Origin of the sequence: Paraburkholderia youngii, assembly GCF_013366925.1 — a bacterium.
GTDB classification, from domain to species: Bacteria; Pseudomonadota; Gammaproteobacteria; order Burkholderiales; family Burkholderiaceae; genus Paraburkholderia; species Paraburkholderia youngii.
The window spans coordinates 5,900,450-5,922,554 of sequence record NZ_JAALDK010000001.1 but is presented as its reverse complement, the minus strand read 5'-3'; the positions used below and the strand labels follow the sequence as shown (position 1 = coordinate 5,922,554).

The following is a 22,105-nucleotide window of genomic DNA, read 5'->3' as shown; positions in this document are numbered from 1 at the left end:
CCGAAGATGGAAGTCCTCAATCACACGGTGATCAACCTGATCATCTTCGTGCTGGCGATCTACGTCGGCTATCACGTGGTCTGGAACGTCACGCCTGCGCTGCATACGCCGCTGATGGCGGTGACCAATGCAATCTCGGCGATCGTGATCGTCGGCGCGATGCTCGCGGCGGGTCTCACGGTGGGCAGTGCGGGCAAGTTCTTCGGCACGATCGCGGTGGCGCTCGCGGCCGTCAACGTGTTCGGCGGCTTTCTCGTCACGCGGCGAATGCTGGAGATGTTCAAGAAAAAAGAGCCGAAGAAGCTGGAATCCAAACACCAGGCTGGTGGCAGGGAGGGTGCGTAAATGAGCCTGAACGTCGTCACATTGCTGTATCTGGTCGCGTCGGTCTGCTTCATCCAGGCGCTCAAGGGGCTGTCGAATCCGAAGAGCGCGCGCGCTGGCAATACCTTCGGCATGGTCGGTATGGCGATCGCGATTCTGACCACCATCGCGCTGATCTCGCGGCAGGCCGAGGTACTCGGCTCCAATCTCGGTCTCGGGCTCGGCCTGCTGCTGTTCGGGCTCGTGATCGGCGGCGCGATCGGCGCGTTCGTCGCCGCGCGCGTCGAGATGACCAAGATGCCCGAACTGGTCGCGGCGATGCACTCGCTGATCGGTCTCGCGGCCGTGTGCATCGCGTACGGGGTCGTGTCGGAGCCGGCCGCGTTCGGGCTCGTCGATCCCGAGGTGCCGATCGAGGGCTTCCTGCCGTACGGCAACCGCATCGAGCTGTTCATCGGCACCTTCGTCGGCGCGATTACGTTTAGCGGCTCGGTAATCGCGTTCGGCAAGCTGTCGGGCAAGTACAAGTTCCGGCTGTTTCAGGGTGCGCCGGTCGTCTACGGCGGCCAGCATCTGATCAACCTGATGCTGGCGCTCGCGATGCTCGGCTTCGGTGTGCTGTTTTTCCTCACGCAGTCGTGGCTGCCGTTCATCATCATGACGATCATCGCGTTCGTGCTCGGCGTGCTGATCATCATTCCGATCGGCGGCGCGGACATGCCGGTGGTCGTGTCGATGCTGAACTCGTACTCGGGCTGGGCGGCGGCGGGCATCGGTTTTTCGCTGAACAACCCGATGCTGATCATCGCCGGCTCGCTGGTCGGCTCGTCGGGTGCGATCCTGTCGTACATCATGTGCCGCGCGATGAACCGCTCGTTCTTCAACGTGATCCTCGGCGGCTTCGGCAACGAGCCGGGCGCGGCCGCGGGCGGCTCGGCCGAGCAGCGGCCGGTGAAATCGGGTTCGGCCGATGACGCGTCGTTCATGATGGGCAATGCGGAAACCGTCGTGATCGTGCCGGGCTACGGGCTGGCCGTGGCGCGCGCGCAGCATGCGCTGAAGGAATTGACCGACAAGCTGGTCGAGAAGGGCATCGAGGTGAAGTATGCGATTCACCCGGTGGCCGGCCGCATGCCGGGTCACATGAACGTGCTGCTCGCCGAAGCCGAAGTGCCGTACGACATGGTCTACGAGATGGACGATATCAACGGCGAGTTCGGCCAGGTCGACGTGGTGCTGGTGCTCGGGGCGAACGACGTGGTGAATCCGGCCGCGAAGAACGATCCGAAGTCGCCGATCGCGGGCATGCCGATCATCGAGGCGTACAAGGCGCGCACCGTGATCGTGAACAAGCGCTCAATGGCGGCGGGCTACGCTGGGCTCGACAACGATCTGTTCTACATGGACAAGACGATGATGGTGTTCGGCGACGCGAAGAAGGTGATCGAGGATATGGTGAAGGCGGTCGACTAGATCGTCTGTGGTGAGCAGCCGTCAGGATCGCGGTGCATCGCCGCGATCCTTTTCATCTGTTCGGCCTCGCGTTCACATGCCGCAGCAAATCCGCGAGCCGCCTGCCTTCCTGATCCGGATACGTCTCGAGCACTGTCAGATCGCGCATCTTCTCCAGCCCGAAGTTGCGGAAATCACTGCGCAGCTCGCACCATGCGCCGAGCGTCCAGCGCGCGCCCCAGTACGCGAGCGCGAGCGGCCAGACGCGGCGCTCGGTGTCGGCGCCGTTCGCGTCGGTGTACGCGAAGCGCACCACCTGGCGCGTGTCGATCGCGCGATGCAGCGTGTCGAGCTGCGTCGAAAAATCTCCCTTGATGTGAAACGACGGCGCGAAGATCGCGAGCCGTTCGAGCGCTGCGCGCTTGTCGGCGGGCATCGCCGATGCGATCTTGGCAAGCGCGCCGCGCGCGCCGCTCGCGAAGCCCGCGCCGCCCCACGATTCGAGCATGCGCGCGCCGGCGGCTAGCGCGGCGAGTTCGTCGGCGGTGAAGGTGAGCGGCGGCAGACTCGCCGAGCGCGACAGCCGATAACCGATGCCTGCTTCGCCTTCGATCGGCACGCCCGACAATTGCAGATCGCGCACGTCGCGATAGACGGTGCGCAGCGAGATGTCCAGCCAGTCGGCCAGTTGCTGCGCGGTGGTCAGTCGCCGGCCGCGCAGCAGCTCGGCGATCTGGAACAGGCGGTCGGCGCGGCGCGTCATCGTGGGCGTCGGGTAGAGGAGGAAGGGGACGGTCCCGCGATGATAGCGCCGCATGGCGGCATTCGGTTGGGGCGCGGTGGCTGCGGATGCGCTTAGCCGTTGGTGCGCGAATGCAGCCCGAGGCGGTTGCCTTCGGTATCGGTGAAGAACGCGATATAGCCGATGTCCTGCGGCAGCTTGATCACCGGGCCGTCGGTCTTGCCGCCCGCCCGTTCGATGCGCTCGAGCGCGGCGTCGACGGTGGGCTGCGCGTTCAGGTAGACGGTGACGCCGTCGGCGGCCGGCGTCATCGACGGACTATGGACGATCGCGCCGCCGGTCGCGGGCTCCTCGTAGCTGAACACGGCAATCGGCTGGCCGCCGATCTCCTGACGATTCAGCGGGGCGTCGAGCGCGGCTTCGTAGAAGCGCACCGCGCGATCGAAATCGACGGACGGGATTTCGAACCAGGCAACCACTTTGGGCAATGCGGACATGACACTCTCCTTCGATTGGCAGTAGGCCGTTCAAGCGCCGGATGGCGTGAGAAGGAGTGTGCGGGGGTGCTGCTGACAGCGTGGTGGCAGTAGGGTGGGGAACGGGTAGCCTGCTCTTCGAGCGGGCGCCGTCGAAGGAAGGGAAACGGCGTGACATGGCGCAAAAAAACCGCGGCACGAGGTCCGCGGTTTCGATGTCGACTTGCCCGACCGACGCAGCTTCAACCCGCCTGCGTATCGCCCTGCGGACGCTGCCGCACGCTGCCGGCGATCAGGTCGAAGCGGAACAGCCGGCATTCGAGCGCGCCGTTGAAGAGCGGCGTCTTCGTCGATTCGCGCAGCCGCAGTTGCCCCGGCAGCTTGCGATCCGACGTCAGGATGAACGCGTGCCATCCGGCAAAGCGCTGCTTCAACGCATTGCCGAGCAACTGGAAAAACTCGCTGTCCGGTGCTTCTTCCTGAATGCGGCGGAAGCCGTCGTCGCCGCGATTGCCGCGGCCTTCGCGAAGCTCGCCGCGCGCATTGCGGCCGCGCACTTCGATCCGCTCGCCATACGGTGGATTCGCGACGAGGATGCCCGGCGCCGAGGTAGGCGGCGTCATGTCGCGCGCGTCGAGCTGCTTGAGCGCAATGGCCGGCAAGCCGGCGCGCTCGAAGTTCGCGCGCGCTTTTTCGAGCATGTCTCCGGAGATGTCGCTGCCGAAGATCTGCAGATCCGCGCCGCGCGAGCCGCGCGCCGCGTTTTTCGCTTCGAGCGCGGCGCCCCGCAGCGTTTGCCAGGTCCGCGTATCGAACTGTATGAGCTTTTCGAAGCCGAAGCGCCGCTGCACGCCCGGCGCGATGTCCAGCGCGACCTGCGCCGCTTCCGCGAGGAACGTGCCGCTGCCGCACATCGGATCGTAGAGCGGCGTGCCGGCCTGCCAGCCGGTCAGACGCAGAATGCCCGCCGCAAGGTTCTCGCGCAGCGGCGCCGCGCCCTTGTCGAGACGCCAGCCGCGCTTGAACAGCGGATCGCCGGACGTATCGAGGTACAGCGTGCAGTCGGTCGCGGTCAGGAACGCGAACACGCGCACGTCGGGCATCGCGGTATCGATGCTCGGTCGCGCGCCGCTTTTTTCGCGCAGACGATCGCAGATCGCGTCCTTCACGCGCAGCGTGGTGAACTCGAGACTGCGTAGCGGCGACTTGATCGCGGTGACGTCGACGCGCAGCGTCTCGTGCGCGGAGAACCACTGCTCCCAGCGCTGCTCGAGCGCGAGCGCGTAGATGTCCTGCTCGCCGCGATAGGGCCGCTGCGCGATTTTCAGCAGCACGCGGCTCGCCAGACGCGAGTGCAGATTGGCCGCCATGCCGGCGGCCCAGCCGCCGCGGAAATGCACGCCGCCCGGCACCTGGGCGCCGGCCGTGAACGGGGCGCCGTTCAGATGTTTGGCGGCAATTTCGGCGAGTTCGGCCGCGAGCGGAGCTTCGAGCCCGCGCGGGCAAGGAAGGAAGAAATCGAAGGACATTGAGGTTGCCGCAAGGCGTTGGATAAGGCGCTATTGTACGCGGTCGGGCTCGGCGGGCCGGCGCGATTGGCGCGCCGGGCCGTCGTTTGCGTCGCTTGTCGTTGCGTGATCTCGCCTCGCGTACCGCCTGGGCCGGCGATGCCCGCAGGCATGCGCACGCCGTTGAGCTGGTTGCGCCGCCGGGCCTGTCAGGCGCCGGCTTCCGCGGCCGTTCCCGCCGAAGGGCAGGGCGGCACGACCGGCGTCGCGGCCGGCCTGGACGAAGACGAAGTCCGGCCCGTCGTGCTGGTGGTAGTGGCGGCCGCTGCCGCCATCGCGCGTACGCCCGTCGCGATCTGCGTCGACACTTGCGCGAGCGCGCGCCGATGTCCGTCGACGAGCGCGTCGTACCCGCCTCCGACCGTCTCGCTGACCACGCTGCGACACGTCATCACCGCATTGCTGCGCACGGCCCGCACGCTCCACACCGCATCGATCAACGCATGCGAGCCGGGCCACGACTCGAAGCGCTGCACGTTCATCGCGATCCGGTAGACGGCCGCGTCGTCGGGGTGAGCGGTGCCGAACGTGTCGATGGTGCCGAGCTGCTGCGTCAGATTCGTCGACAGCGCGCGGCGGATCTCATCGCCGGGCAGCGAGGCCCAGCGTTCCTGTTCGAGCAGCTGCACCTGAGTCGGCCCGGTCTGCACGACCAGCTGGTTTCTCGCCACCTGCGGCGGCACGTTGACCGGCGCGACTTCGATCAGCCACGCGGGCGCGGCGCCCGTGCGCGCGGCGGCGCCCGCGCTTTCCGCGCCGCCCAGCGTATAGAAACGGCTCGACGGCGACGAGCACGCCGCGATCGCGAGCGCCGCGGCCAGTGCGGCGCCATACACGACGCCGCGGACGGCACCGCGCACGAGCGCGCGCCGCGGACGGGGGAGCCGGGCAAACATCATGGTTTGTCTCCTGATTTACCGCGCAACAACGATTCGGGATGACGCTCGAGGTAATCCGACAGCGCATTCAGCGACTGCAAGGTGCGCGTCAGTTCCTGCAACGCCTGATGAACGTCGGACTGCATCGGCGAATCCTGCTGCAAGGTTGCCTGGGCCGAACTGAAGGTCTGCTTCGCGGCGCTCAGCGTGTCGCGCGCCTGCGGCACGACTTCCTTGTCGAGACGCGAGAACAGCTGATCGGCGTTCTTCAGCGCGGTGTTCAGGTTCGCGCCGATCTGGTCGAACGGCACCTTGTCGAGTTTCTTCGCGATGTCGGCGACCTGCAGCTGCAATTCGTCGAGCGTGTTCGGAATGGTCGGCAGCTCGAGCGGGTCCTTCGTCACGTCGACCTTGGCCGGCGCCGCTTTCGGGAAGATATCGAGCGCCACATATAGCTGGCTCGTGATCAGGTTGCCGGTGCGCAACTGGCCGCGCAGGCCGTGCTTGACGAGCTCCTGCAGCATGTTCTCGCCGGCGAGCGTGCCCGGCTGCGGCGCGCTCTCGCGGAAGCGCTTGCCGAGTCGGTCCGGGTACAGGTTCATCGTGACCGGCATCGTGAAGCTCTGCGTCTTCGGATCGTAGTCGATGCCGATATTGGTCACCTGGCCGAGCACGATGCCGCGGAAGTCGACCGGCGCGCCGATCGACAGCCCGCGCAGCGACTGGTTGAAGTTCATCACGACACGCAACGGGACGCCGTCCGGTTCCCGCATCGCGTCCGCTTCGTCCGAAGCGAGGCGGAACGTCTGGTTGTTCGGCGCCTGCGGGCCCATGTTCTGGCCGGTCGGTGACTGGAACGACAGACCGCCGACGATCACCGTCGCGAGCGACTGCGTGTTCAGCTTGAAGCCGCTCGAATCGAGCCGCAGATCGACGCCGCTGGCATGCCACCAGCGCGTGTTGGTGCCGACGTACTGGTCGAACGGCGCCGACACGAACACCTGCATCGTCACGCCGGTGCCGCTCTTGTCGAGCGAGAAGCCGACCACCTGGCCGACCTGAACGCGCCGGTAGAAGATCGGCGAGCCGATGTCGATAGACCCGAGCGACTCGCCGTGCAGCGTGTACTGACGGCCTTTCTGGTCGCCGGTGATGGGCGGCGGCGTTTCGAGGCCGACGAAGTCGCTCTCGCTGTCGCTCGAGCGGCCCGCGTCGGCGCCGATATATGCGCCCGACAGCAGCGTGGTCAGGCCCGATACGCCGCTCGCGCCGACGCGCGGACGCACCACCCAGAAACGCGAGTCCTTGACCGCGAACTTGCCGCCTTCCTTGGTGAGCTGCACCTGCACGAGCACGTGCGACAGATCCGGTGCCAGCGTGATGGTCTTCACTGAACCGATCGCGACGTCCTTGTACTTGACCTGGGTCTTGCCCGGCTCGAGCCCTTCCGCGCTGATGAAGCTAATCGTGATCACGGGCCCGCGCTCGGTCACCGACCTGATCACGAGCGCAATGCCGATCAGCGCGGCGATCAGCGGAATCACCCAGACGAGCGATGGCAGCCAGCGGCTGCGTGGTTCGATGTCGGGGTCGGGCAGTTGGGGCGGCAGTGTTGGTCCGTTCGAATCGTTGCGCGGCGCGTCACCTGGAGCGGGCGTCGGTCCTTGCGGGCTAGTCATGGTCGAGATCCTGAGGTGTTGGGGTACTGCTTTCCACGGGGTCCCAGATAAGGCGTGGATCGAATTGCATGGAGGCGAGCATCGTCAGGATCACGACCGAGCCGAACGCAATCGCGCCGGGCTCGGCCGTGATCACGGCCAGCGATTTGAAACGCACGAGCGCCACGGTCAGCGTGACGACGAACACGTCGAGCATCGACCAGCGGCCGATGCGCTCGACCATCCGGTACAGCGTCGTGCGCTGTTGCGGACGCCAGCGCGAGCGGCGCTGCGCGGTGATGGTCAGCAGCACGAGCACCGAGAGCTTCAGCATCGGCACCATGATGCTGGCGATGAACACGATCACCGCGAGCGGCCAGTCGCCCGAGGTCCAGAAATAGACGACGCCGCTCATGATGGTGTCGTCCTCGGAGCCGAGCAGCGATGACGTGTGCATCACCGGCAGCAGATTCGCCGGAATATACAGCAGCGCTGCGGCGATCAGCAGCGCCCACGTGCGCATCAGACTGTCGGGGTTGCGCGAGTGCAGATGCGCGCCACAGCGGCTGCAGTGCTGCGGCGTGATCGAGCGGATGCGCGGTTCGACGCGCCCGCACGCGTGACAGGACACGAGGCCCGCGCGTTTCGCGGTGACGTATTTCATCGGGGGCTCATCCTTCGCGGGGCGCGGGCGGCAAGCCGGGCGGAGCGCTGCCGGCGGCACCGTCAGCGCTGCCACCCGTCGAGCCGGCGACGCGCGTGGACGGCGCCGGCGGACCGGCGAGCGAGCCGAGCGCGAGTGCCGCGCTGTCGGCCGGCGTGCGCGGCAACGGCCGATCGCCGCCCGCGTCGATCTCGTCGGCGACATCCCACAGCACACGCGGATCGAACGTGACGACGACCGCGAACATCAGCGTCAGCGCGCCGAACGCGAACAGCGCCGCCTCGGGGATCACGCGCGCGAGACTGACCATCTTCACGATCGTGATCAGCACGCCGAGCATGAACACTTCGATCATTCCCCACGGCCGCACGAACTGGATCGCGCGCAGCACGCGATTGAAATGCGGGGGCACGTAGCCGGAGCGCAGCGGCACCAGCACGTACAGCAGCGCGACGAGTTCGGTGAGCGGAAAGAGGATCGTCGAGCAGAACACCATCACGGCGACGATCTCCATGTCCTCGCCCCACAGCGCGACGAGCGCGCCGAACAGCGTAATCTGAGACGTGATGCCGTTGGTTTCGAGTTCGACGATCGGAAAGCCCTGCGCGATCACGAACGTGATCAGCGCGGCGAGCGTCAGTGCGCAGATCGCGTCGAGCTTGCGCGATACGCCGCGAAAGAGCGTCGCGCGGCAGCGCGGACAACGCGCGGCGACGCGCCCGACAAGCTGTGGCTTGCGGAACAGCGTATCGCATTCGTGGCACGCGATCAGGTTCTCATGTTCCATGCGGCAGATGGGCTAACGACGTAGTGGCGGCGTGCAAGGCCTGCTCTTTACGAGGGAAGGGGCGGCAGTGAGCAGCAATAGTACCAAACGCGGCCTCGCGACCGACGCGAAGCGCGCGCGGCGCGCTCCGGCGTGCTGCGCTGCAAAATTCGGGCCCGTTCCGCCGATGCGCTGCAGCCAGCTTTGCGCGCTTGGGGTAGCATGGCGCCCGTGGCATCCCCAGCGGCCTTTTCTGGCGATGATGCCGGCCGCATCGGCGGCGCGCGCCGTGCCGGTGCACGGCAGGGATCGCGGAATAGCCGGCCGCGGTGCGCCGTTAACTTCTAACAGCCTGCGTTGATCTGTCATGACACTCAATCCATCGTTCGGTACCCGGGAGTCGTACACGCGGACCGCCATCGCGTTTCACTGGCTGATCGCATTGCTGATCGTCTGCGGCTTTGCGCTCGGCTGGGTGATGACCGACATCCCGGGCTTCACACCCACCAAGCTGCGCTATTTCTCGTGGCACAAATGGATCGGCGTGACCGTGTTCGCGCTCGCGATCGTGCGCATCCTGTGGCGCGCGACCCATGCCGGACCGCCGATGCCGCGCCGCATGCCGGCCTGGCAGCGCGCTGCCGCGCATCTGACGCATCTGCTGCTGTACGCGCTGATGATCGTGATTCCGGTGTCCGGCTATCTGTACAGCTCGGCGGCGAACGTGCCGGTCGTCTACCTCGGGCTGATCCCGCTGCCGCGAATCATCGCGCCCGATCCGCACCTGAAGGAACTGCTGAAGAACCTCCATATCGCATTGAATTACACGTTGCTCGTGCTGGTCGCGCTGCACGTCGCGGCGGCGCTCAAGCATCAATGGCTCGATCGCGACGGCCTGCTGTCGCGCATGATCCCCTTCCTCAAATAAGGACAACCATGAAGGTTTCGTTTTATCGCTACATGCTCGCCGCATTCGCGGCGGCGTCGCTGAGCGCCGCGGGCGCGGCGCTCGCGCAGGTCGACGTCGCGAAGAGCTCGGTGACGGCCACCTCGAAACAGATGAACGTGCCGGTCGAAGGCAAGTTCAACAAGTTCACCGCGCAGGTCAGCTTCGATCCGGCGAAGCCGACGGCCGGCAGCGCGCAGATCGACATCGACGTCGCCAGCTTCGATCTCGGCGACGAGAGCTACAACGAGCAGGTGCGGGGCAAGGAATGGTTCGACGCGAAGACTTTTCCGCGCGCGACGTTCGTCTCGAGCGAGATCGCGCCGGCTGGCGGCAATCAGTTCAAGGTGACCGGCAAGCTGACCATCAAGGGCAAGTCGCAGACGGTCATGATGCCGGTCACGGTGAGCCAGCAGGGCGCGACGCAGACCTTCGACGGCGCGCTGCCGATCAAGCGCTCGCAGTTCGACGTCGGCACCGGCGAATGGAAGGACACGTCGGTCGTCGCCGACGAGGTCGTAATCAAGTTTCATATCGTCGCCGCGCACAAGTAACGCGCGCGGCGTTCGCGATGTGCGCCGCGCCAGTGGGGCGCGGCCGTTTTCCCACCGCAGGTTGCACCGCGATTTTCAACGCAAAACAGGAGCACGAATTGAAAACGTCCATGTTGATCGCTGTTGGCGCGCTGGCTTCGTCGCTGTCGCTCGGCGCCTTCGCCGCCGATACCTATATGCTTGATCCGATGCATACGTTTCCGAGCTTCGAGGCCGACCACTTCGGCGGTCTGTCGATCTGGCGCGGCAAATTCACGAAGACCACGGGCTCGGTGACGCTCGATCGCGCGGCCAGGACCGGCACTCTCGACGTGAGCGTCGATCCCGCTTCGGTGCAGACCGGCAACCCGAAACTCGACGAGCACCTGAAATCCGACGAGTTCTTCGACGTCGCCAAGTATCCGACCGTGACCTACAAGGGCACCGAGATCAAGTTCGACGGCGATAAGCCGGTCGAGGTGATCGGCAATCTGACGATTCGCGGCATCACGAAGCCGGTGAATCTGAAGGTCGATTCGTTCAAGTGCATGCAGCATCCGGTGCTCAAGCGCGAAGTGTGCGGCGTCGAGGCGAGCACCGAATTCAATCGCGCCGATTACGGCATGGACTTCGGCGCGAAGTACGGCTTCAGCATGCAGACGCGCCTGCATATCCAGTCGGAAGGCATCAAGCAGCAGTAAGCGCGACGGCATCTTCGCGCTGCACCGCAACACGAAAACCGCTTCGGTCGTTCTCCGACGAAGCGGTTTTTTATCGCCCGTAGCGAACGGCGCGGCCCTGCGTGGCGCGTATCGGACTGCATCCACCCGCATCGTGCATTTGTCGCTCGCTTCACCTTTATTTTTTCAGTTAAATAGAGCGCACGCAGTCATGCCGGTGGTGCGCGTTGCCGGGATGGCCAACGCGGACGTCACGCGTTGCTTCGAATAAATATTTCGCGCAGCACAGGAGATCTGGATGAATGCAACGACAGCAGCAAGCGTCGCGGGAAGCCGGCAGAATTCGTGGCGCGCGGTGGCGGCCGCCTCGATCGGCAACGCGCTCGAATGGTTCGACCTCGTGGTCTACGGCTTTTTCGCCGTGACCATCTCCAAGCTGTTTTTTCCGGCCGGCAACGACACCGTGTCGCTGCTGCTGACGCTCGGCACCTTCGGCGTGTCGTTCTTCATGCGACCGCTTGGCGCGATCGTGATCGGCGCGTACTCGGACCGCGCCGGGCGCAAGGCGGCGCTCACGCTTTCCATCCTGCTGATGATGAGCGGCACGCTGATCATCGCGATTCTGCCGACCTATCAGAGCATCGGTCTCGCCGCGCCGCTGATCCTCGTGCTCGCGCGGCTGATGCAAGGTTTCTCGGCCGGCGGCGAGTTCGGCAGCGCAACCGCGTTTCTCGCCGAGCACGTGCCGGGGCGGCGCGGCTTCTACGCGAGCTGGCAGATGGCGAGCCAGGGCCTGACGACGCTGCTTGCGGCCGGCTTCGGCGCGTTGCTGACGGGCGGGTTGTCGCCGGAGCAGATGACGTCGTGGGGCTGGCGCGTGCCGTTCTTCTTCGGTCTGCTGATCGGGCCGGTCGCGTTCTACATCCGCACCAGGCTCGACGAGACGCCCGAATTCCTCGCCGCCGAAACGACACAGACGCCGCTGCGCGACACGTTCGCGACGCAGAAGCTGCGGCTCGTGATCGCGATGGGCGTGGTGATCCTCGGGACGGTGTCCTCCTATCTGATGCTGTTCATGCCGACTTATGGCGTGCGGCAACTGGGGCTCGCGCCGTCGGTCGCGTTCGCGGCGATCGCAGTGACGGGTCTGATCCAGATGGTGTTCTCGCCGGTGGCCGGGCATTGGTCGGATCTGCATGGACGCACGCGCATCATGCTCGGCGCGGCCGTGCTGCTGTTCGTGCTCGTCTATCCGGCGTTCGCGTTCCTGATCGCGCATCCGAGTTTCGGCACGCTGATCGTGTGGCAGATCGTGTTCGGCTTTCTCGTCAGCGGCTACTTCGGCGCGACGCCGGGCCTATTGTCGGAGATCTTCCCGGTGCAGACGCGCACGACCGGCATGTCGCTCGCGTATAACATCGCGGTGACGATTTTCGGCGGCTTCGGGCCGTTCATCATCGCGTGGCTGATCAGCGTGACCGGCTCGAAGGCGGCGCCGAGCTACTACATGATGTTTGCCGCGCTGCTGAGCATCGCGGCGCTGATTGGCGCGCGGCGCAAGCTGGGGTTTCGCTAAGTTCGAGGCGGTGGCGACCGCGCACGGCGTAAACGCAAAAGGCCGATTCGACAGAACCGGCCTTTTTTATTCGCGCAATCCTCAGCAACTACGTGTGCATCAAACCTGCGCGCCAGCGTTCGGATCGTCCGGATTGTGGCTTTCTTTCTTTTCCTTGATCAGGTCTTCGCGCTTGACGCCGAACCACATCGCGAGCGCCGCGGCGACGAATACCGACGAGTAGATACCGAACAGAATACCGACCGTCAGCGCGAGCGCGAAGAAGTGCAGCGTCGGCCCGCCGAACAGGAACATCGAAAGCACCATCATCTGCGTGCAGCCGTGCGTGATGATGGTACGCGACATCGTGCTGGTGATTGCGTGGTTGATCACTTCGATCACGCTCATCTTGCGTTCGCGGCGGAAGGTTTCGCGAATCCGGTCGAAGATAACCACCGACTCGTTGACCGAATAGCCGAGCACCGCGAGCACCGCGGCCAGCACCGACAGCGAGAACTCCCACTGGAAGAACGCGAAGAAGCCGAGAATGATCACGACGTCGTGCAAGTTCGCGATCACGCCGGCGACCGCATACTTCCATTCGAAGCGGAACGATAGATAGATGACGATACCGACCACCACGCACGCGAGCGCGAGCAGACCGTCGGTAGCGAGTTCCTTGCCGACCTGCGGACCGACGAACTCGACGCGCTGCAACTGCACCTCGGGCGTATCGGCCTTCAGCGCGCTCATCACCTGCTCGCTCTGCTGCGCGGACGTGAGGCCCGGCTTCAGCGGCAGACGGATCAGCACGTCGCGCGCGGTGCCGAAGTTCTGCACCTGCGCGTCGGCATAGCCGAGCTTGCCGAGCGTGGCACGCACCGGGTCGAGCGGCACCGCGCCCGGATACTGAACCTCGATCACCGTACCGCCGGTGAATTCCACCGACAGATGCAGCCCGCGATGCACGAGGAAGAACACCGCGGCGAGGAAAGTGATCAGCGAGATCGCGTTGAAGATCAACGCGCGCTGCATGAACGGGATGTCTTTGCGGAAACGGAAAAATTCCATGGTCTTGTTCTCCGGGACTCAGCGGGATGAACCCGGTTTCTGCGGCGTCGAGCCATTCGACGTCGGCGTGCCCGGCGCATTGCGGCGGCGCACGGTCGGCTTCGTGCGACCCTGCGCGCCGGCTGCGGCCGGTGCCTTCGAGCTTGCCTTCGCGCTCGCCTTCGCCGTGGCGATGGCCTGCGCGGTGTCGGTCGCGGCGTCGCTGCTGCCGAGGCCGCCGGCGTAAGCAGCCGAGCCGGCGACTGCCGCTTGCGGACGCCACACCTGGCCGATCGACAGCGACTTCAGCTTCTTCTTGCCGCCGTACCAGAAGTTGACGAGACCGCGCGAGAAGAACACCGCCGAGAACATCGACGTCAGAATGCCGATACAGTGGACGATCGCGAAACCGCGCACCGGACCCGAGCCGAACGCGAGCAGCGCGAGGCCGGCGATCAGCGTGGTGACGTTCGAGTCGAGAATCGTCGCCCATGCGTGCGCGTAGCCGTTCTGGATGGCCAGTTGCGGCGGCGCGCCGTGGCGCAGTTCTTCACGCACGCGCTCGTTGATCAGCACGTTCGCGTCGATCGCCATACCGAGCGCGAGCGCGATAGCGGCGATACCCGGCAGCGTGAGCGTGGCCTGCAGCATCGACAGCACCGCCACCAGCAACAGCAGGTTCACGGACAGGCCGATCATCGAGATCACGCCGAACAGCATGTAGTACGCGATCATGAACACGGCGATCGCCGCGAAGCCCCACACGACCGAGTGGAAGCCCTTCTTGATGTTGTCGGCGCCGAGGCTCGGGCCGATCGTGCGTTCCTCGATGATTTCCATCGGCGCGGCGAGCGAACCGGCGCGCAGCAACAGCGCGAGGTCGGCGGCCGCTTGCGGGGTCGGCTGGCCGGTGATCTGGAAGCGGTCGCCCAGTTCCGACTGGATGGTCGCGACCGTCAGCACTTCGCCCTTGCCGCGCTCGAACAGCACCATCGCCATCGGCTTGCCGATGTTGTCGCGCGACACCGCGCGCACCGCGCGGCCGCCGGCCGAGTCGAGACGGATGTTGACCGACGGGCGCTGATGCTCGTCGAAGCCCGCCGATGCGTCGATGATGCGGTCGCCGGTGAAGATCACCTGCTTGCGCAGCAGCACCGGTGCCTGGTTGCCTTGCGTGAAGAGTTCGTCGCCCGGGGGCACCGGGTCGTTCGGGTTCGGATGCGTGTTGACCGGGTCGGCGAGGCGCGCTTCGAGCGTCGCCGTGCGGCCGATGATGTCCTTCGCCTTCGCGGTGTCCTGCACGCCCGGCAGCTCGACGACGATACGGTCCGCGCCCTGCTGCTGGATCACCGGCTCGGCCACGCCGAGTTCGTTCACGCGGTTATGCAGCGTCGTGATGTTCTGCTTGAGCGCAGCGTCCTGCACCGCGCGCTGCACGGCCGGCGTGAAGGTACCGACCAGCTGCACGCCGCCGTCCGCGCCGGTGTTCGGCTGCGAGGTCCATTGGAGTTCGCTGACGCCGCGGCCGAGCAGCTTGAGTGCCGCGTCCGCCGTGGCCTGATCGGCCAGATTCACAACCACCGACTGGTTCACGCGATTCACGCCGCCGTCGCGGACGTTGTTGTCGCGCAGCAGCGTGCGCACGTCCGAGGCGTCAGAATCGAGCTTCTTGTTCAGTGCGCCGGCCATGTCGACCTGCAGCAGGAAGTGCACGCCGCCGCGCAGGTCCAGACCGAGATACATCGGCAGTGCGCGCAGGGCGGTCATCCAGGTCGGCGATGCGCTTTGCAGGTTCAGTGCGACGATGTATTGCGGATCGTTCGGATCGCTATTGAGCGACTTCTGCAGCAGGTCTTTGACGCGCAACTGCGTGTCCGTGTCCGTCAGGCGCACGCGGATGTTCGCGTTGGTCTGCGAGTTGTCGAACGTGACTGCGGTCGGCTTGATCTGATTGCCCGCGAGCGCGGCTTCGACCGACGCCAGCGTGGTGGCGTCGAGCCTGACCGTGGCCTTGCCGCTCGACACCTGCACCGCCGGCGCTTCGCCGTACAGATTGGGCAGCGTGTACACGAGGCCGATGACCAGAGCCACCAGCATCACGGCGTATTTCCAGAGGGGGTAGCGATTCATGAGTGGTCCAACGGGAAGGTTGGCTTGGATGCGATGCGTCCGGCGATGAGCGCGGGCCGTTCAGCGAAGTGCCTGAACCGCCGGCGAGGCCGCGCCGGACGCGAGGAGTGCAGGCCTTACAGCGACTTGATCGTGCCCTTCGGGAGAATTGTCGTGACCGACGCCTTCTGCACGGTGATTTCCGTGCCTTCCGAGATTTCGATGCCGACGTAGGCTTCGCCCACCTTCGTCACCTTGCCGACGATGCCGCCGTTCGTCACGACTTCATCGCCCTTGGCCATCGCTGCGAGCATGTTGCGATGTTCCTTCTGACGCTTCATTTGCGGGCGAATCATGATGAAGTACAGCACGCCGAACATCAGGATCAGCGGCAGGAAGCTCATCAGGTTTGATTCGACACCACCTGCTGCAGCGCCTTGGGCGAAGGCATTGGAAATGAACGACACGTTGGTCTCTCCGTTATTGGTCAAACAAACGAACAAAAAATCAGCCGATTATTCTACCACCGGCCATACGCACGCCGGCACGGCGAATCGGCTTTGCGATCAACCGTTTAAAGGTCCGATGCGGGGCAAATTCAGCGGTCAGCGAAAGCAAATTGTAGGTTGTCCGCGTGCGGCATAGGCAGTCTTCAGTGGCATTCGCCTACCGGGCCGTCAGGACGACGGTTCGACGCCGCGCGCCCGGTCTTCGTGGAAGCGCTTGCGGAACGCGTCGAACAGATTCGCCTCGATCGCATCGCGCATTTCCTGCATCAGTTCGAGGTAGTAGTGCAGGTTGTGGATCGTGTTCAGCTGCGCGCCGAGGATTTCGCCGACGCGATGCAGGTGGTGCAGATAGCCGCGCGTGAAGTTGCGGCAGGTGTAGCAGCCGCATTGCTCGTCGAGCGGGCGCAGCGAGTTCCTGTGCGTCGCGTTGCGGATCTTGATGTCGCCGAAGCGCGTGAACAGCCAGCCGTTGCGCGCGTTGCGCGTCGGCATCACGCAGTCGAACATATCGACGCCGGCCGCGACGCCGGCCACCAGGTCTTCCGGCGTGCCGACGCCCATCAGGTAGTGCGGCTTGTTGGCCGGCAGCTTGGGGCCGATATGGTTCAGGACCCTCATCATGTCTTCCTTCGGCTCGCCGACCGACAGACCGCCGATCGCGAGGCCGTGGAAGTTCTTCTCGGCGAGACCGGCGAGCGACTCGTCGCGCAAGTCCTCGAACATGCCGCCCTGCACGATGCCGAACAGCGCATTCGGATTGCCGAGGCGCTGGAATTCGTCGATCGAGCGCTGCGCCCAGCGCATCGACATGCGCATCGATTCAGCGGCTTCCTTGTGCGAGGTCGGGATGTTGTTGGTCGCGTACGGCGTGCATTCGTCGAACTGCATCACGATGTCCGAGTTCAGCACCTTCTGGATTTGCATCGACACTTCCGGCGACAGGAACAGCCGGTCGCCGTTGATCGGCGACGCGAACGTGACGCCGTCCTCGGTGATCTTGCGCAGATCGCCGAGCGAGAACACCTGGAAGCCGCCCGAGTCGGTCAGGATCGGCTTCTTCCAGCCCATGAAGCCGTGCAGGCCGCCGTGCGCCTCGATCGTTTCGAGGCCGGGGCGCAGCCACAGATGAAACGTATTGCCGAGGATGATCTGCGCGTGCATTTCGTCGAGCTCGCGCGGCTGGACTGCCTTCACCGTGCCGTAGGTGCCGACCGGCATGAAGATCGGCGTCTCGACCACGCCGTGGTTGAGCGTGACGCGGCCGCGGCGCGCGAGGCCGTCGGTGCCGAGCAGTTCGAATTTGAGGCCATTCTCCGGACGCTCGTGGGCAGGATGCTGCGAGGGATGACCAAGGGTCATGGGGATCACTCCTGTGCTACCGGAGAACAGTCCGGCGCAATCAATGAAAACCGCCACGAAGGATCGCGGCGGCTAGGAAAACTGCCAATACGCTGAAGCAGTGCTCGAACCGGCTCAGGCATCGCGCCGCGTCAGCAGCATCGCGTCACCGTAGCTGAAAAAGCGATAACGCTCGTCGATCGCATGACGATACGCGGCGCGAATCGTCTCGACGCCCGCGAACGCCGACACCAGCATCAGCAGCGTCGACTTCGGCAAATGGAAGTTCGTGACGAGCCGATCGACCACGCGGAAGCGGTAGCCCGGCGTGATGAAGATGTCGGTTTCCGCGCTCGCCGCGGCGAGCGCATGGCCGGCCGCTTCGGCGTCGCGCGCGGCGGCTTCGAGCGCGCGCATCGACGTGGTGCCGACCGCGATCACGCGGTTGCCGCGCGCTTTGGTCGCAGCGATCCTGTCCGCCAGCTCTTGCGGCAGGTGATACCACTCGCTGTGCATCTTGTGCTCGGCGATGTTTTCGACCCGCACCGGCTGGAATGTGCCAGCGCCGACGTGCAGCGTCAGCGTCGCGCGTTCGATGCCGAAGGCGTCGAGCCTCGCGAGCAGCGCGTCGTCGAAGTGCAGGCCGGCGGTCGGCGCGGCGACCGCGCCCGGGTTCTGCGCGAATACGGTCTGATAGCGGGTTTCGTCGGTCGCGTCGGGATCGTGCTCGATGTACGGCGGCAGCGGCAGACGGCCGTATTGCTCGATCAGCGTCAGGCAGTCGTCGGGGAAATGCAGCGTGTAGAACTGATCGACGCGCTCGCCGACGGTGACGTCGAACGCATCGGCGAGACGGATCGTCGTGCCCGCCAGCGGGCTCTTGCTCGCGCGGATCTGCGCAAGCGCGCTGCGCTCGCCGGTCAGGCGCTCGACCAGCACTTCAATCTTGCCGCCGCTCGCCTTCTGGCCGAAGAAGCGCGCCTTCAGCACTTTGGTATCGTTGAAGACCAGCAGATCGCCCGGCGCGAGGCACTCGGGCAATTCGGTGAAGCGGCGGTCGATCAGGCGCGCGGCGCCGTCGGCGGCGCCCGCGGCGTCCACGTCGAGCAGACGGCTTGCGCTGCGCTCGGGCAGCGCGACTTGCGCGATCAGCTCGGGCGGCAGATCGAAATCGAAATCGGAAAGCGTAAACATGCGAACGACTGGAAGCGGATTGGTACTGATTTGGGACTGAATTGAGCCGAAGCCGGAGCCGGGCGGCTATGATGGCGGGACGCCGAAGCGGCCCGCGTGCGCGTTGAGCCGCATCTTGCCCACGCTGGATGCGCGCAGAGCGGCACGTTTTTTTCGACAGCAGCCGATATTGTACTTGCGAAGCAGCCCATGCCTTTGTCCGACCGCCGATCGTCCGTTGCCACCCTCGAAGCGGGCGCCGAGCCGCGCCGCCGCGGTGCGCGAGCGGAGGCGGGGGAACGGGAGGCGGCAGAAGGTGGCGCGCAAGGCGGCATGATCGCCGCAGGCCATGATGCCGGGCGCGACAGCGACCCGGCCAGCGGCGACAAGCCCGCCGCCAAAACCAGAGCCACGGGGAAAGCGGCCGCCAAACCTGCAGCCAAAGCCCCCGTCAAAACCGCCGACAAGCTCGCCAAACTCGGCCTCACACGCGACATCGACCTCGTGCTGCATTTGCCGATGCGCTACGAAGACGAAACCTCGCTGACGCCGATCGGTCACCTGCTGCCCGGCGGCATCGCGCAAACCGAAGGCGTCGTATTCGACAACGAGATCGCCTATCGCCCGCGCCGGCAGCTGCTCGTGAAGCTGCGCGACGCCGACGGCGACGAACTGGTGCTCCGCTTTCTGAATTTCTACGGCTCGCAGGTCAAGCAGATGGCGCTCGGCGCGCGCCTGCGCGTGCGTGGCGACGTGCGCGGCGGCTTCTTCGGCATGGAGATGGTGCATCCGACCGTGCGCGTCGTCGATGAAGACACGCCGCTGCCGCAGGCGCTGACGCCGGTCTATCCGAGCACCGCGGGCGTGTCCCAGGCGTATCTGCGCAAGGCGATCGACAACGCGCTCGCGCGCACGTCGCTGCCGGAGCTGCTGCCCGCGCCGGTCGCACGCGCGTTTCTCGACCCGCTCGGCGTGCCGGCGCTGATGGACGCGGTGCGCACGCTGCATCACCCGGACGCGCAGTCGGACGAAACGGCGCTGATCGACGGCACGCATCCAGCGTGGGTGCGCATCAAGTTCGAGGAGCTGCTCGCGCAGCAGATGTCGCTCAAGCGCGCGCACGACGAGCGGCGCAACCGCGCCGCGCCGGCGATGCCGCGCCGCAAGCTCGGTGACGAATCCGCGCTGGTCGCGCGTCTGTTGAAGGCGCTGCCGTTTTCGCTGACGGCCGCGCAGCAGCGCGTCGGCGGCGAGATCGCGCTCGATCTGACGCAGCCGCATCCGATGCAGCGCCTGTTGCAGGGCGACGTCGGCAGTGGCAAGACGATCGTCGCGGCGCTCGCCGCCGCGCAGGCGATCGACGCCGGCTACCAGGCCGCGCTGATGGCGCCGACCGAAATCCTCGCCGAGCAGCACGCGCGCAAGTTGCGCGGCTGGCTCGAGCCGCTCGGCGTGAATGTCGCGTGGCTCGCGGGCAGTCTGAAGACGAAGGAGAAGCGCGCCGCGATCGAAGCGGCCGCGCTCGGCACCGCGCAGCTGGTGATCGGCACGCACGCGATCATCCAGGACGCGGTCGACTTCGCGCGCCTCGGGCTCGTGATCGTCGACGAACAGCATCGCTTCGGAGTCGCGCAACGGCTCGCGCTGCGCGCGAAGGCGCGGGGCGCCGCCGACGGCGCGTCCGACTTCCAGCCGCATCAATTGATGATGTCCGCGACGCCGATTCCGCGCACGCTCGCGATGACCTACTACGCGGACCTCGACGTCTCCACGATCGACGAACTGCCGCCGGGCCGCACCCCGATCCTCACGAAGCTCGTGTCCGACGCGCGCCGCGAAGAGGTGATCGGCCGCGTGCGCGAGGCGGCGCTGACGGGGCGCCAGGTGTACTGGGTGTGTCCGCTGATCGAGGAAAGCGAGACGCTGCAGCTGCAAACCGCGGTCGAGACCTACGAGACGCTCGTGGCCGCGCTGCCCGAGTTGAGGGTCGGCCTCGTGCACGGGCGCCTCGCGCCCGCCGAAAAGGCCACGGTGATGGACGCGTTCTCGCGCAACGAGATCCAGCTGCTGGTCGCGACCACGGTGATCGAGGTGGGCGTCGACGTGCCGAACGCGTCGTTGATGGTGATCGAGCACGCGGAGCGCTTCGGTCTCGCGCAACTGCATCAGCTGCGCGGACGGGTGGGGCGCGGCAGCGCCGCGTCGGTCTGCGTACTGCTGTACACCGGACCGCTGTCGATGACCGCCCGCGCGCGCCTGCAAACGATGCGCGAAACCACCGACGGCTTCGAGATCGCCCGCCGCGACCTCGAAATCCGCGGACCCGGCGAGTTCCTCGGCGCGCGGCAGTCGGGCGCGGCGATGCTGCGTTTCGCCGACCTGCAAAACGATCAGCACCTGATCGAGCCCGCGCGCGAAGCCGCCGCCACACTGCTGGACCAGTATCCGGACGTAGTCATCCAGCATCTGGCGCGCTGGCTCGGCGCGCGCGAGCAATATCTGAAAGCCTGAGCGCGAGGCCACCGCCACGAACGGAACGGCTAAAAGGTTGGCGAACCGACCCTATAGGTGTATAACTAGAACCTATCGAATCTATCGCACTGATTGATCCCCGAATGACGCTCACCGAATTGAAATACATCGTGGCGGTGGCCCGCGAGCGGCACTTCGGCCGGGCCGCCGAAGCGTGTTTCGTCAGCCAGCCCACGCTGTCCGTCGCCATCAAGAAGCTCGAAGACGAGCTGAACGTGCAGATTTTCGAGCGCGGCACCAGCGAGGTCAGCGTCACGCCGATCGGCGAACAGATCGTCACGCAGGCGCAACGCGTGCTCGAGCAGACGCTCGCGATCAAGGAAATCGCCAAGCAGGGCAAGGATCCGCTGGTCGGTCCGCTGCGCCTCGGCGTGATCTACACGATCGGGCCGTACCTGCTGCCCACCCTCGTCAAGCAGATGATCCAGCGCGTGCCGCAGATGCCGCTGATGCTGCAGGAAAATTACACGCTGAAGCTGATCGAACTGCTCAAGCAGGGCGAAATCGACGTCGCGATCATGGCGCTGCCATTTCCCGAAACCGGGCTGATGCTGCGCCCGCTGTACGACGAGCCGTTCGTCGTTGCGCTGCCCTCCGGTCACGCGTGGGAAAGCCGCTCGAAGATCGACCCTGACGATCTGAAGCAGGAAACCATGCTGCTGCTCGGCAGCGGCCACTGCTTCCGCGATCATGTGCTCGGCGTATGCCCCGAGCTGATGCGCTTTTCGCAGAATGCGGACGGCATCCAGAAGACCTTCGAAGGTTCGTCGCTCGAAACGATTCGTCATATGGTCGCGAGCGGCGTCGGCATTACCGTGCTGCCGCGCATGTCGGTGCACGAGGTCAAGCCGCATGCGGGCGGTATCGACGCGGGCCTGCTCAGCTACGTCGCGTTCGACGAGCCGGTGCCCGATCGCCGCGTCGTGCTGGCGTGGCGCAAGAGCTTCACGCGCATGCCAGCGATCGATGCGATCTGCGAGGCAATCGCCGCGTGCGAGCTGCCGGGCGTCAAAAAACTCGATCTGCCCGCTGCCGTCAACTAACGCGCGGTCATCCCGCAGCCGCGCCGGATCACGGCGCGGCCTGCCGCCAAAAAGGGCGCGAGCCCTATCGAATAGATTAAATTAATCAAATACGAATACTCGATAGCTA

At 65.6% G+C, this 22,105-nt stretch carries 20 protein-coding genes; 8 read left to right on the top strand and 12 right to left on the bottom strand.

The features are described 5' to 3' along the window. Positions 1-6: 6 nt before the first annotated feature. Both G5S42_RS26990 and G5S42_RS26985 read left to right on the top strand, forming a co-directional pair. Positions 7-345 (top strand): NAD(P) transhydrogenase subunit alpha part 2, encoded by a 339-nt coding sequence (locus G5S42_RS26990; RefSeq protein ID WP_176109536.1) that lies wholly within the window; start codon positions 7-9, stop codon positions 343-345. Then, positions 346-1,797 (top strand): NAD(P)(+) transhydrogenase (Re/Si-specific) subunit beta, encoded by a 1,452-nt coding sequence (locus G5S42_RS26985; RefSeq protein ID WP_176109535.1) that lies wholly within the window; start codon positions 346-348, stop codon positions 1,795-1,797. A 52-nt stretch (positions 1,798-1,849) separates the two neighbouring features. On the opposite strand, the gene G5S42_RS26980 is transcribed toward G5S42_RS26985, so the two are convergent. The 7 genes from G5S42_RS26980 to G5S42_RS26950 all read right to left on the bottom strand — a co-directional run bounded on the left by G5S42_RS26980 (position 1,850) and on the right by G5S42_RS26950 (position 8,549). After that, the gene (locus G5S42_RS26980) at positions 1,850-2,593 is read right to left on the bottom strand and encodes a helix-turn-helix transcriptional regulator (protein WP_176109534.1); all 744 of its coding nucleotides are present in this window, start codon (positions 2,591-2,593) and stop codon (positions 1,850-1,852) included. Between the two features lie 38 nt (positions 2,594-2,631). Next, complete coding sequence (locus G5S42_RS26975; protein WP_018431914.1) at positions 2,632-3,015, bottom strand: VOC family protein; 384 nt, start codon at positions 3,013-3,015, stop codon at positions 2,632-2,634. Positions 3,016-3,236: 221 nt separating this feature from the next. Continuing rightward, positions 3,237-4,523, bottom strand: coding sequence for a THUMP domain-containing class I SAM-dependent RNA methyltransferase (locus G5S42_RS26970; protein ID WP_176109533.1), 1,287 nt, complete (start codon positions 4,521-4,523; stop codon positions 3,237-3,239). Between the two features lie 188 nt (positions 4,524-4,711). Then, positions 4,712-5,461: a PqiC family protein gene (locus G5S42_RS26965; RefSeq protein ID WP_176109532.1), complete on the bottom strand. Its 750-nt coding sequence runs from the start codon at positions 5,459-5,461 to the stop codon at positions 4,712-4,714. Further along, positions 5,458-7,119 (bottom strand): PqiB family protein, encoded by a 1,662-nt coding sequence (locus G5S42_RS26960; RefSeq protein WP_176109531.1) that lies wholly within the window; start codon positions 7,117-7,119, stop codon positions 5,458-5,460. The genes G5S42_RS26965 and G5S42_RS26960 overlap by 4 nt, the downstream gene beginning before the upstream one ends. Beyond that, positions 7,112-7,762, bottom strand: coding sequence for a paraquat-inducible protein A (locus G5S42_RS26955; RefSeq protein WP_176109530.1), 651 nt, complete (start codon positions 7,760-7,762; stop codon positions 7,112-7,114). The genes G5S42_RS26960 and G5S42_RS26955 overlap by 8 nt, the downstream gene beginning before the upstream one ends. Before the next feature lie 7 nt (positions 7,763-7,769). Continuing rightward, positions 7,770-8,549 carry a paraquat-inducible protein A gene (locus tag G5S42_RS26950; RefSeq protein WP_176109529.1) on the bottom strand — a complete coding sequence of 260 codons (780 nt, stop codon included), beginning with the start codon at positions 8,547-8,549 and terminating at the stop codon, positions 7,770-7,772. A 346-nt stretch (positions 8,550-8,895) separates the two neighbouring features. Between G5S42_RS26950 and G5S42_RS26945 the strand changes: the two genes are divergently transcribed. The 4 genes from G5S42_RS26945 to G5S42_RS26930 all read left to right on the top strand — a co-directional run bounded on the left by G5S42_RS26945 (position 8,896) and on the right by G5S42_RS26930 (position 12,263). Beyond that, positions 8,896-9,456 (top strand): cytochrome b, encoded by a 561-nt coding sequence (locus G5S42_RS26945; RefSeq protein ID WP_176109528.1) that lies wholly within the window; start codon positions 8,896-8,898, stop codon positions 9,454-9,456. Between the two features lie 8 nt (positions 9,457-9,464). Then, on the top strand, positions 9,465-10,028 hold the full coding sequence (locus G5S42_RS26940) for a YceI family protein (RefSeq protein ID WP_176109527.1): 564 nt from the start codon (positions 9,465-9,467) through the stop codon (positions 10,026-10,028). A gap of 110 nt (positions 10,029-10,138) precedes the next feature. Then, positions 10,139-10,708: a YceI family protein gene (locus tag G5S42_RS26935; protein ID WP_176109526.1), complete on the top strand. Its 570-nt coding sequence runs from the start codon at positions 10,139-10,141 to the stop codon at positions 10,706-10,708. A 277-nt stretch (positions 10,709-10,985) separates the two neighbouring features. Further along, positions 10,986-12,263 carry an MFS transporter gene (locus tag G5S42_RS26930; RefSeq protein WP_176109525.1) on the top strand — a complete coding sequence of 426 codons (1,278 nt, stop codon included), beginning with the start codon at positions 10,986-10,988 and terminating at the stop codon, positions 12,261-12,263. Between the two features lie 99 nt (positions 12,264-12,362). Here the strand turns inward: G5S42_RS26930 and secF are convergent, their stop codons facing one another. The 5 genes from secF to queA all read right to left on the bottom strand — a co-directional run bounded on the left by secF (position 12,363) and on the right by queA (position 18,442). Further along, entirely contained in the window at positions 12,363-13,313 is a 951-nt protein-coding gene (gene secF / locus G5S42_RS26925; protein WP_176109524.1) for a protein translocase subunit SecF, read from the bottom strand. 18 nt (positions 13,314-13,331) lie between these two features. After that, the gene (secD, locus tag G5S42_RS26920) at positions 13,332-15,422 is read right to left on the bottom strand and encodes a protein translocase subunit SecD (protein WP_176109523.1); all 2,091 of its coding nucleotides are present in this window, start codon (positions 15,420-15,422) and stop codon (positions 13,332-13,334) included. 116 nt (positions 15,423-15,538) lie between these two features. Then, positions 15,539-15,868, bottom strand: a complete 330-nt coding sequence (gene yajC / locus G5S42_RS26915; protein ID WP_176109522.1) for a preprotein translocase subunit YajC — start codon at positions 15,866-15,868, stop codon at positions 15,539-15,541. Between the two features lie 210 nt (positions 15,869-16,078). Beyond that, positions 16,079-17,269: a tRNA guanosine(34) transglycosylase Tgt gene (tgt, locus tag G5S42_RS26910; protein WP_176109521.1), complete on the bottom strand. Its 1,191-nt coding sequence runs from the start codon at positions 17,267-17,269 to the stop codon at positions 16,079-16,081. A gap of 114 nt (positions 17,270-17,383) precedes the next feature. After that, the gene (queA, locus tag G5S42_RS26905; RefSeq protein ID WP_176109520.1) at positions 17,384-18,442 is read right to left on the bottom strand and encodes a tRNA preQ1(34) S-adenosylmethionine ribosyltransferase-isomerase QueA; all 1,059 of its coding nucleotides are present in this window, start codon (positions 18,440-18,442) and stop codon (positions 17,384-17,386) included. 189 nt (positions 18,443-18,631) lie between these two features. Between queA and recG the strand changes: the two genes are divergently transcribed. Together recG and G5S42_RS26895 are read left to right on the top strand one after the other, a co-directional pair. Further along, the gene (gene recG / locus G5S42_RS26900; protein WP_176109519.1) at positions 18,632-20,932 is read left to right on the top strand and encodes an ATP-dependent DNA helicase RecG; all 2,301 of its coding nucleotides are present in this window, start codon (positions 18,632-18,634) and stop codon (positions 20,930-20,932) included. A gap of 104 nt (positions 20,933-21,036) precedes the next feature. Then, complete coding sequence (locus tag G5S42_RS26895; protein ID WP_176109518.1) at positions 21,037-21,996, top strand: LysR substrate-binding domain-containing protein; 960 nt, start codon at positions 21,037-21,039, stop codon at positions 21,994-21,996. Positions 21,997-22,105: the final 109 nt, after the last annotated feature.

What these genes read in the sequence shown, in the direction of transcription:
- G5S42_RS26955 (WP_176109530.1), bottom strand. Translation starts at nt 7,762, where the DNA reads ATGAAATACGTCACCGCGAAACGCGCGGGCCTCGTGTCCTGTCACGCG.
- G5S42_RS26975 (WP_018431914.1), bottom strand. Translation starts at nt 3,015, where the DNA reads ATGTCCGCATTGCCCAAAGTGGTTGCCTGGTTCGAAATCCCGTCCGTC.
- G5S42_RS26965 (WP_176109532.1), bottom strand. Translation starts at nt 5,461, where the DNA reads ATGATGTTTGCCCGGCTCCCCCGTCCGCGGCGCGCGCTCGTGCGCGGT.
- G5S42_RS26940 (WP_176109527.1), top strand. Translation starts at nt 9,465, where the DNA reads ATGAAGGTTTCGTTTTATCGCTACATGCTCGCCGCATTCGCGGCGGCG.
- G5S42_RS26970 (WP_176109533.1), bottom strand. Translation starts at nt 4,523, where the DNA reads ATGTCCTTCGATTTCTTCCTTCCTTGCCCGCGCGGGCTCGAAGCTCCG.
- G5S42_RS26985 (WP_176109535.1), top strand. Translation starts at nt 346, where the DNA reads ATGAGCCTGAACGTCGTCACATTGCTGTATCTGGTCGCGTCGGTCTGC.
- G5S42_RS26945 (WP_176109528.1), top strand. Translation starts at nt 8,896, where the DNA reads ATGACACTCAATCCATCGTTCGGTACCCGGGAGTCGTACACGCGGACC.
- queA (WP_176109520.1), bottom strand. Translation starts at nt 18,442, where the DNA reads ATGTTTACGCTTTCCGATTTCGATTTCGATCTGCCGCCCGAGCTGATC.
- tgt (WP_176109521.1), bottom strand. Translation starts at nt 17,269, where the DNA reads ATGACCCTTGGTCATCCCTCGCAGCATCCTGCCCACGAGCGTCCGGAG.
- G5S42_RS26980 (WP_176109534.1), bottom strand. Translation starts at nt 2,593, where the DNA reads ATGCGGCGCTATCATCGCGGGACCGTCCCCTTCCTCCTCTACCCGACG.
- G5S42_RS26950 (WP_176109529.1), bottom strand. Translation starts at nt 8,549, where the DNA reads ATGGAACATGAGAACCTGATCGCGTGCCACGAATGCGATACGCTGTTC.
- G5S42_RS26930 (WP_176109525.1), top strand. Translation starts at nt 10,986, where the DNA reads ATGAATGCAACGACAGCAGCAAGCGTCGCGGGAAGCCGGCAGAATTCG.
- secD (WP_176109523.1), bottom strand. Translation starts at nt 15,422, where the DNA reads ATGAATCGCTACCCCCTCTGGAAATACGCCGTGATGCTGGTGGCTCTG.
- G5S42_RS26960 (WP_176109531.1), bottom strand. Translation starts at nt 7,119, where the DNA reads ATGACTAGCCCGCAAGGACCGACGCCCGCTCCAGGTGACGCGCCGCGC.
- recG (WP_176109519.1), top strand. Translation starts at nt 18,632, where the DNA reads ATGCCTTTGTCCGACCGCCGATCGTCCGTTGCCACCCTCGAAGCGGGC.
- G5S42_RS26935 (WP_176109526.1), top strand. Translation starts at nt 10,139, where the DNA reads ATGTTGATCGCTGTTGGCGCGCTGGCTTCGTCGCTGTCGCTCGGCGCC.
- G5S42_RS26895 (WP_176109518.1), top strand. Translation starts at nt 21,037, where the DNA reads ATGACGCTCACCGAATTGAAATACATCGTGGCGGTGGCCCGCGAGCGG.
- secF (WP_176109524.1), bottom strand. Translation starts at nt 13,313, where the DNA reads ATGGAATTTTTCCGTTTCCGCAAAGACATCCCGTTCATGCAGCGCGCG.
- G5S42_RS26990 (WP_176109536.1), top strand. Translation starts at nt 7, where the DNA reads ATGGAAGTCCTCAATCACACGGTGATCAACCTGATCATCTTCGTGCTG.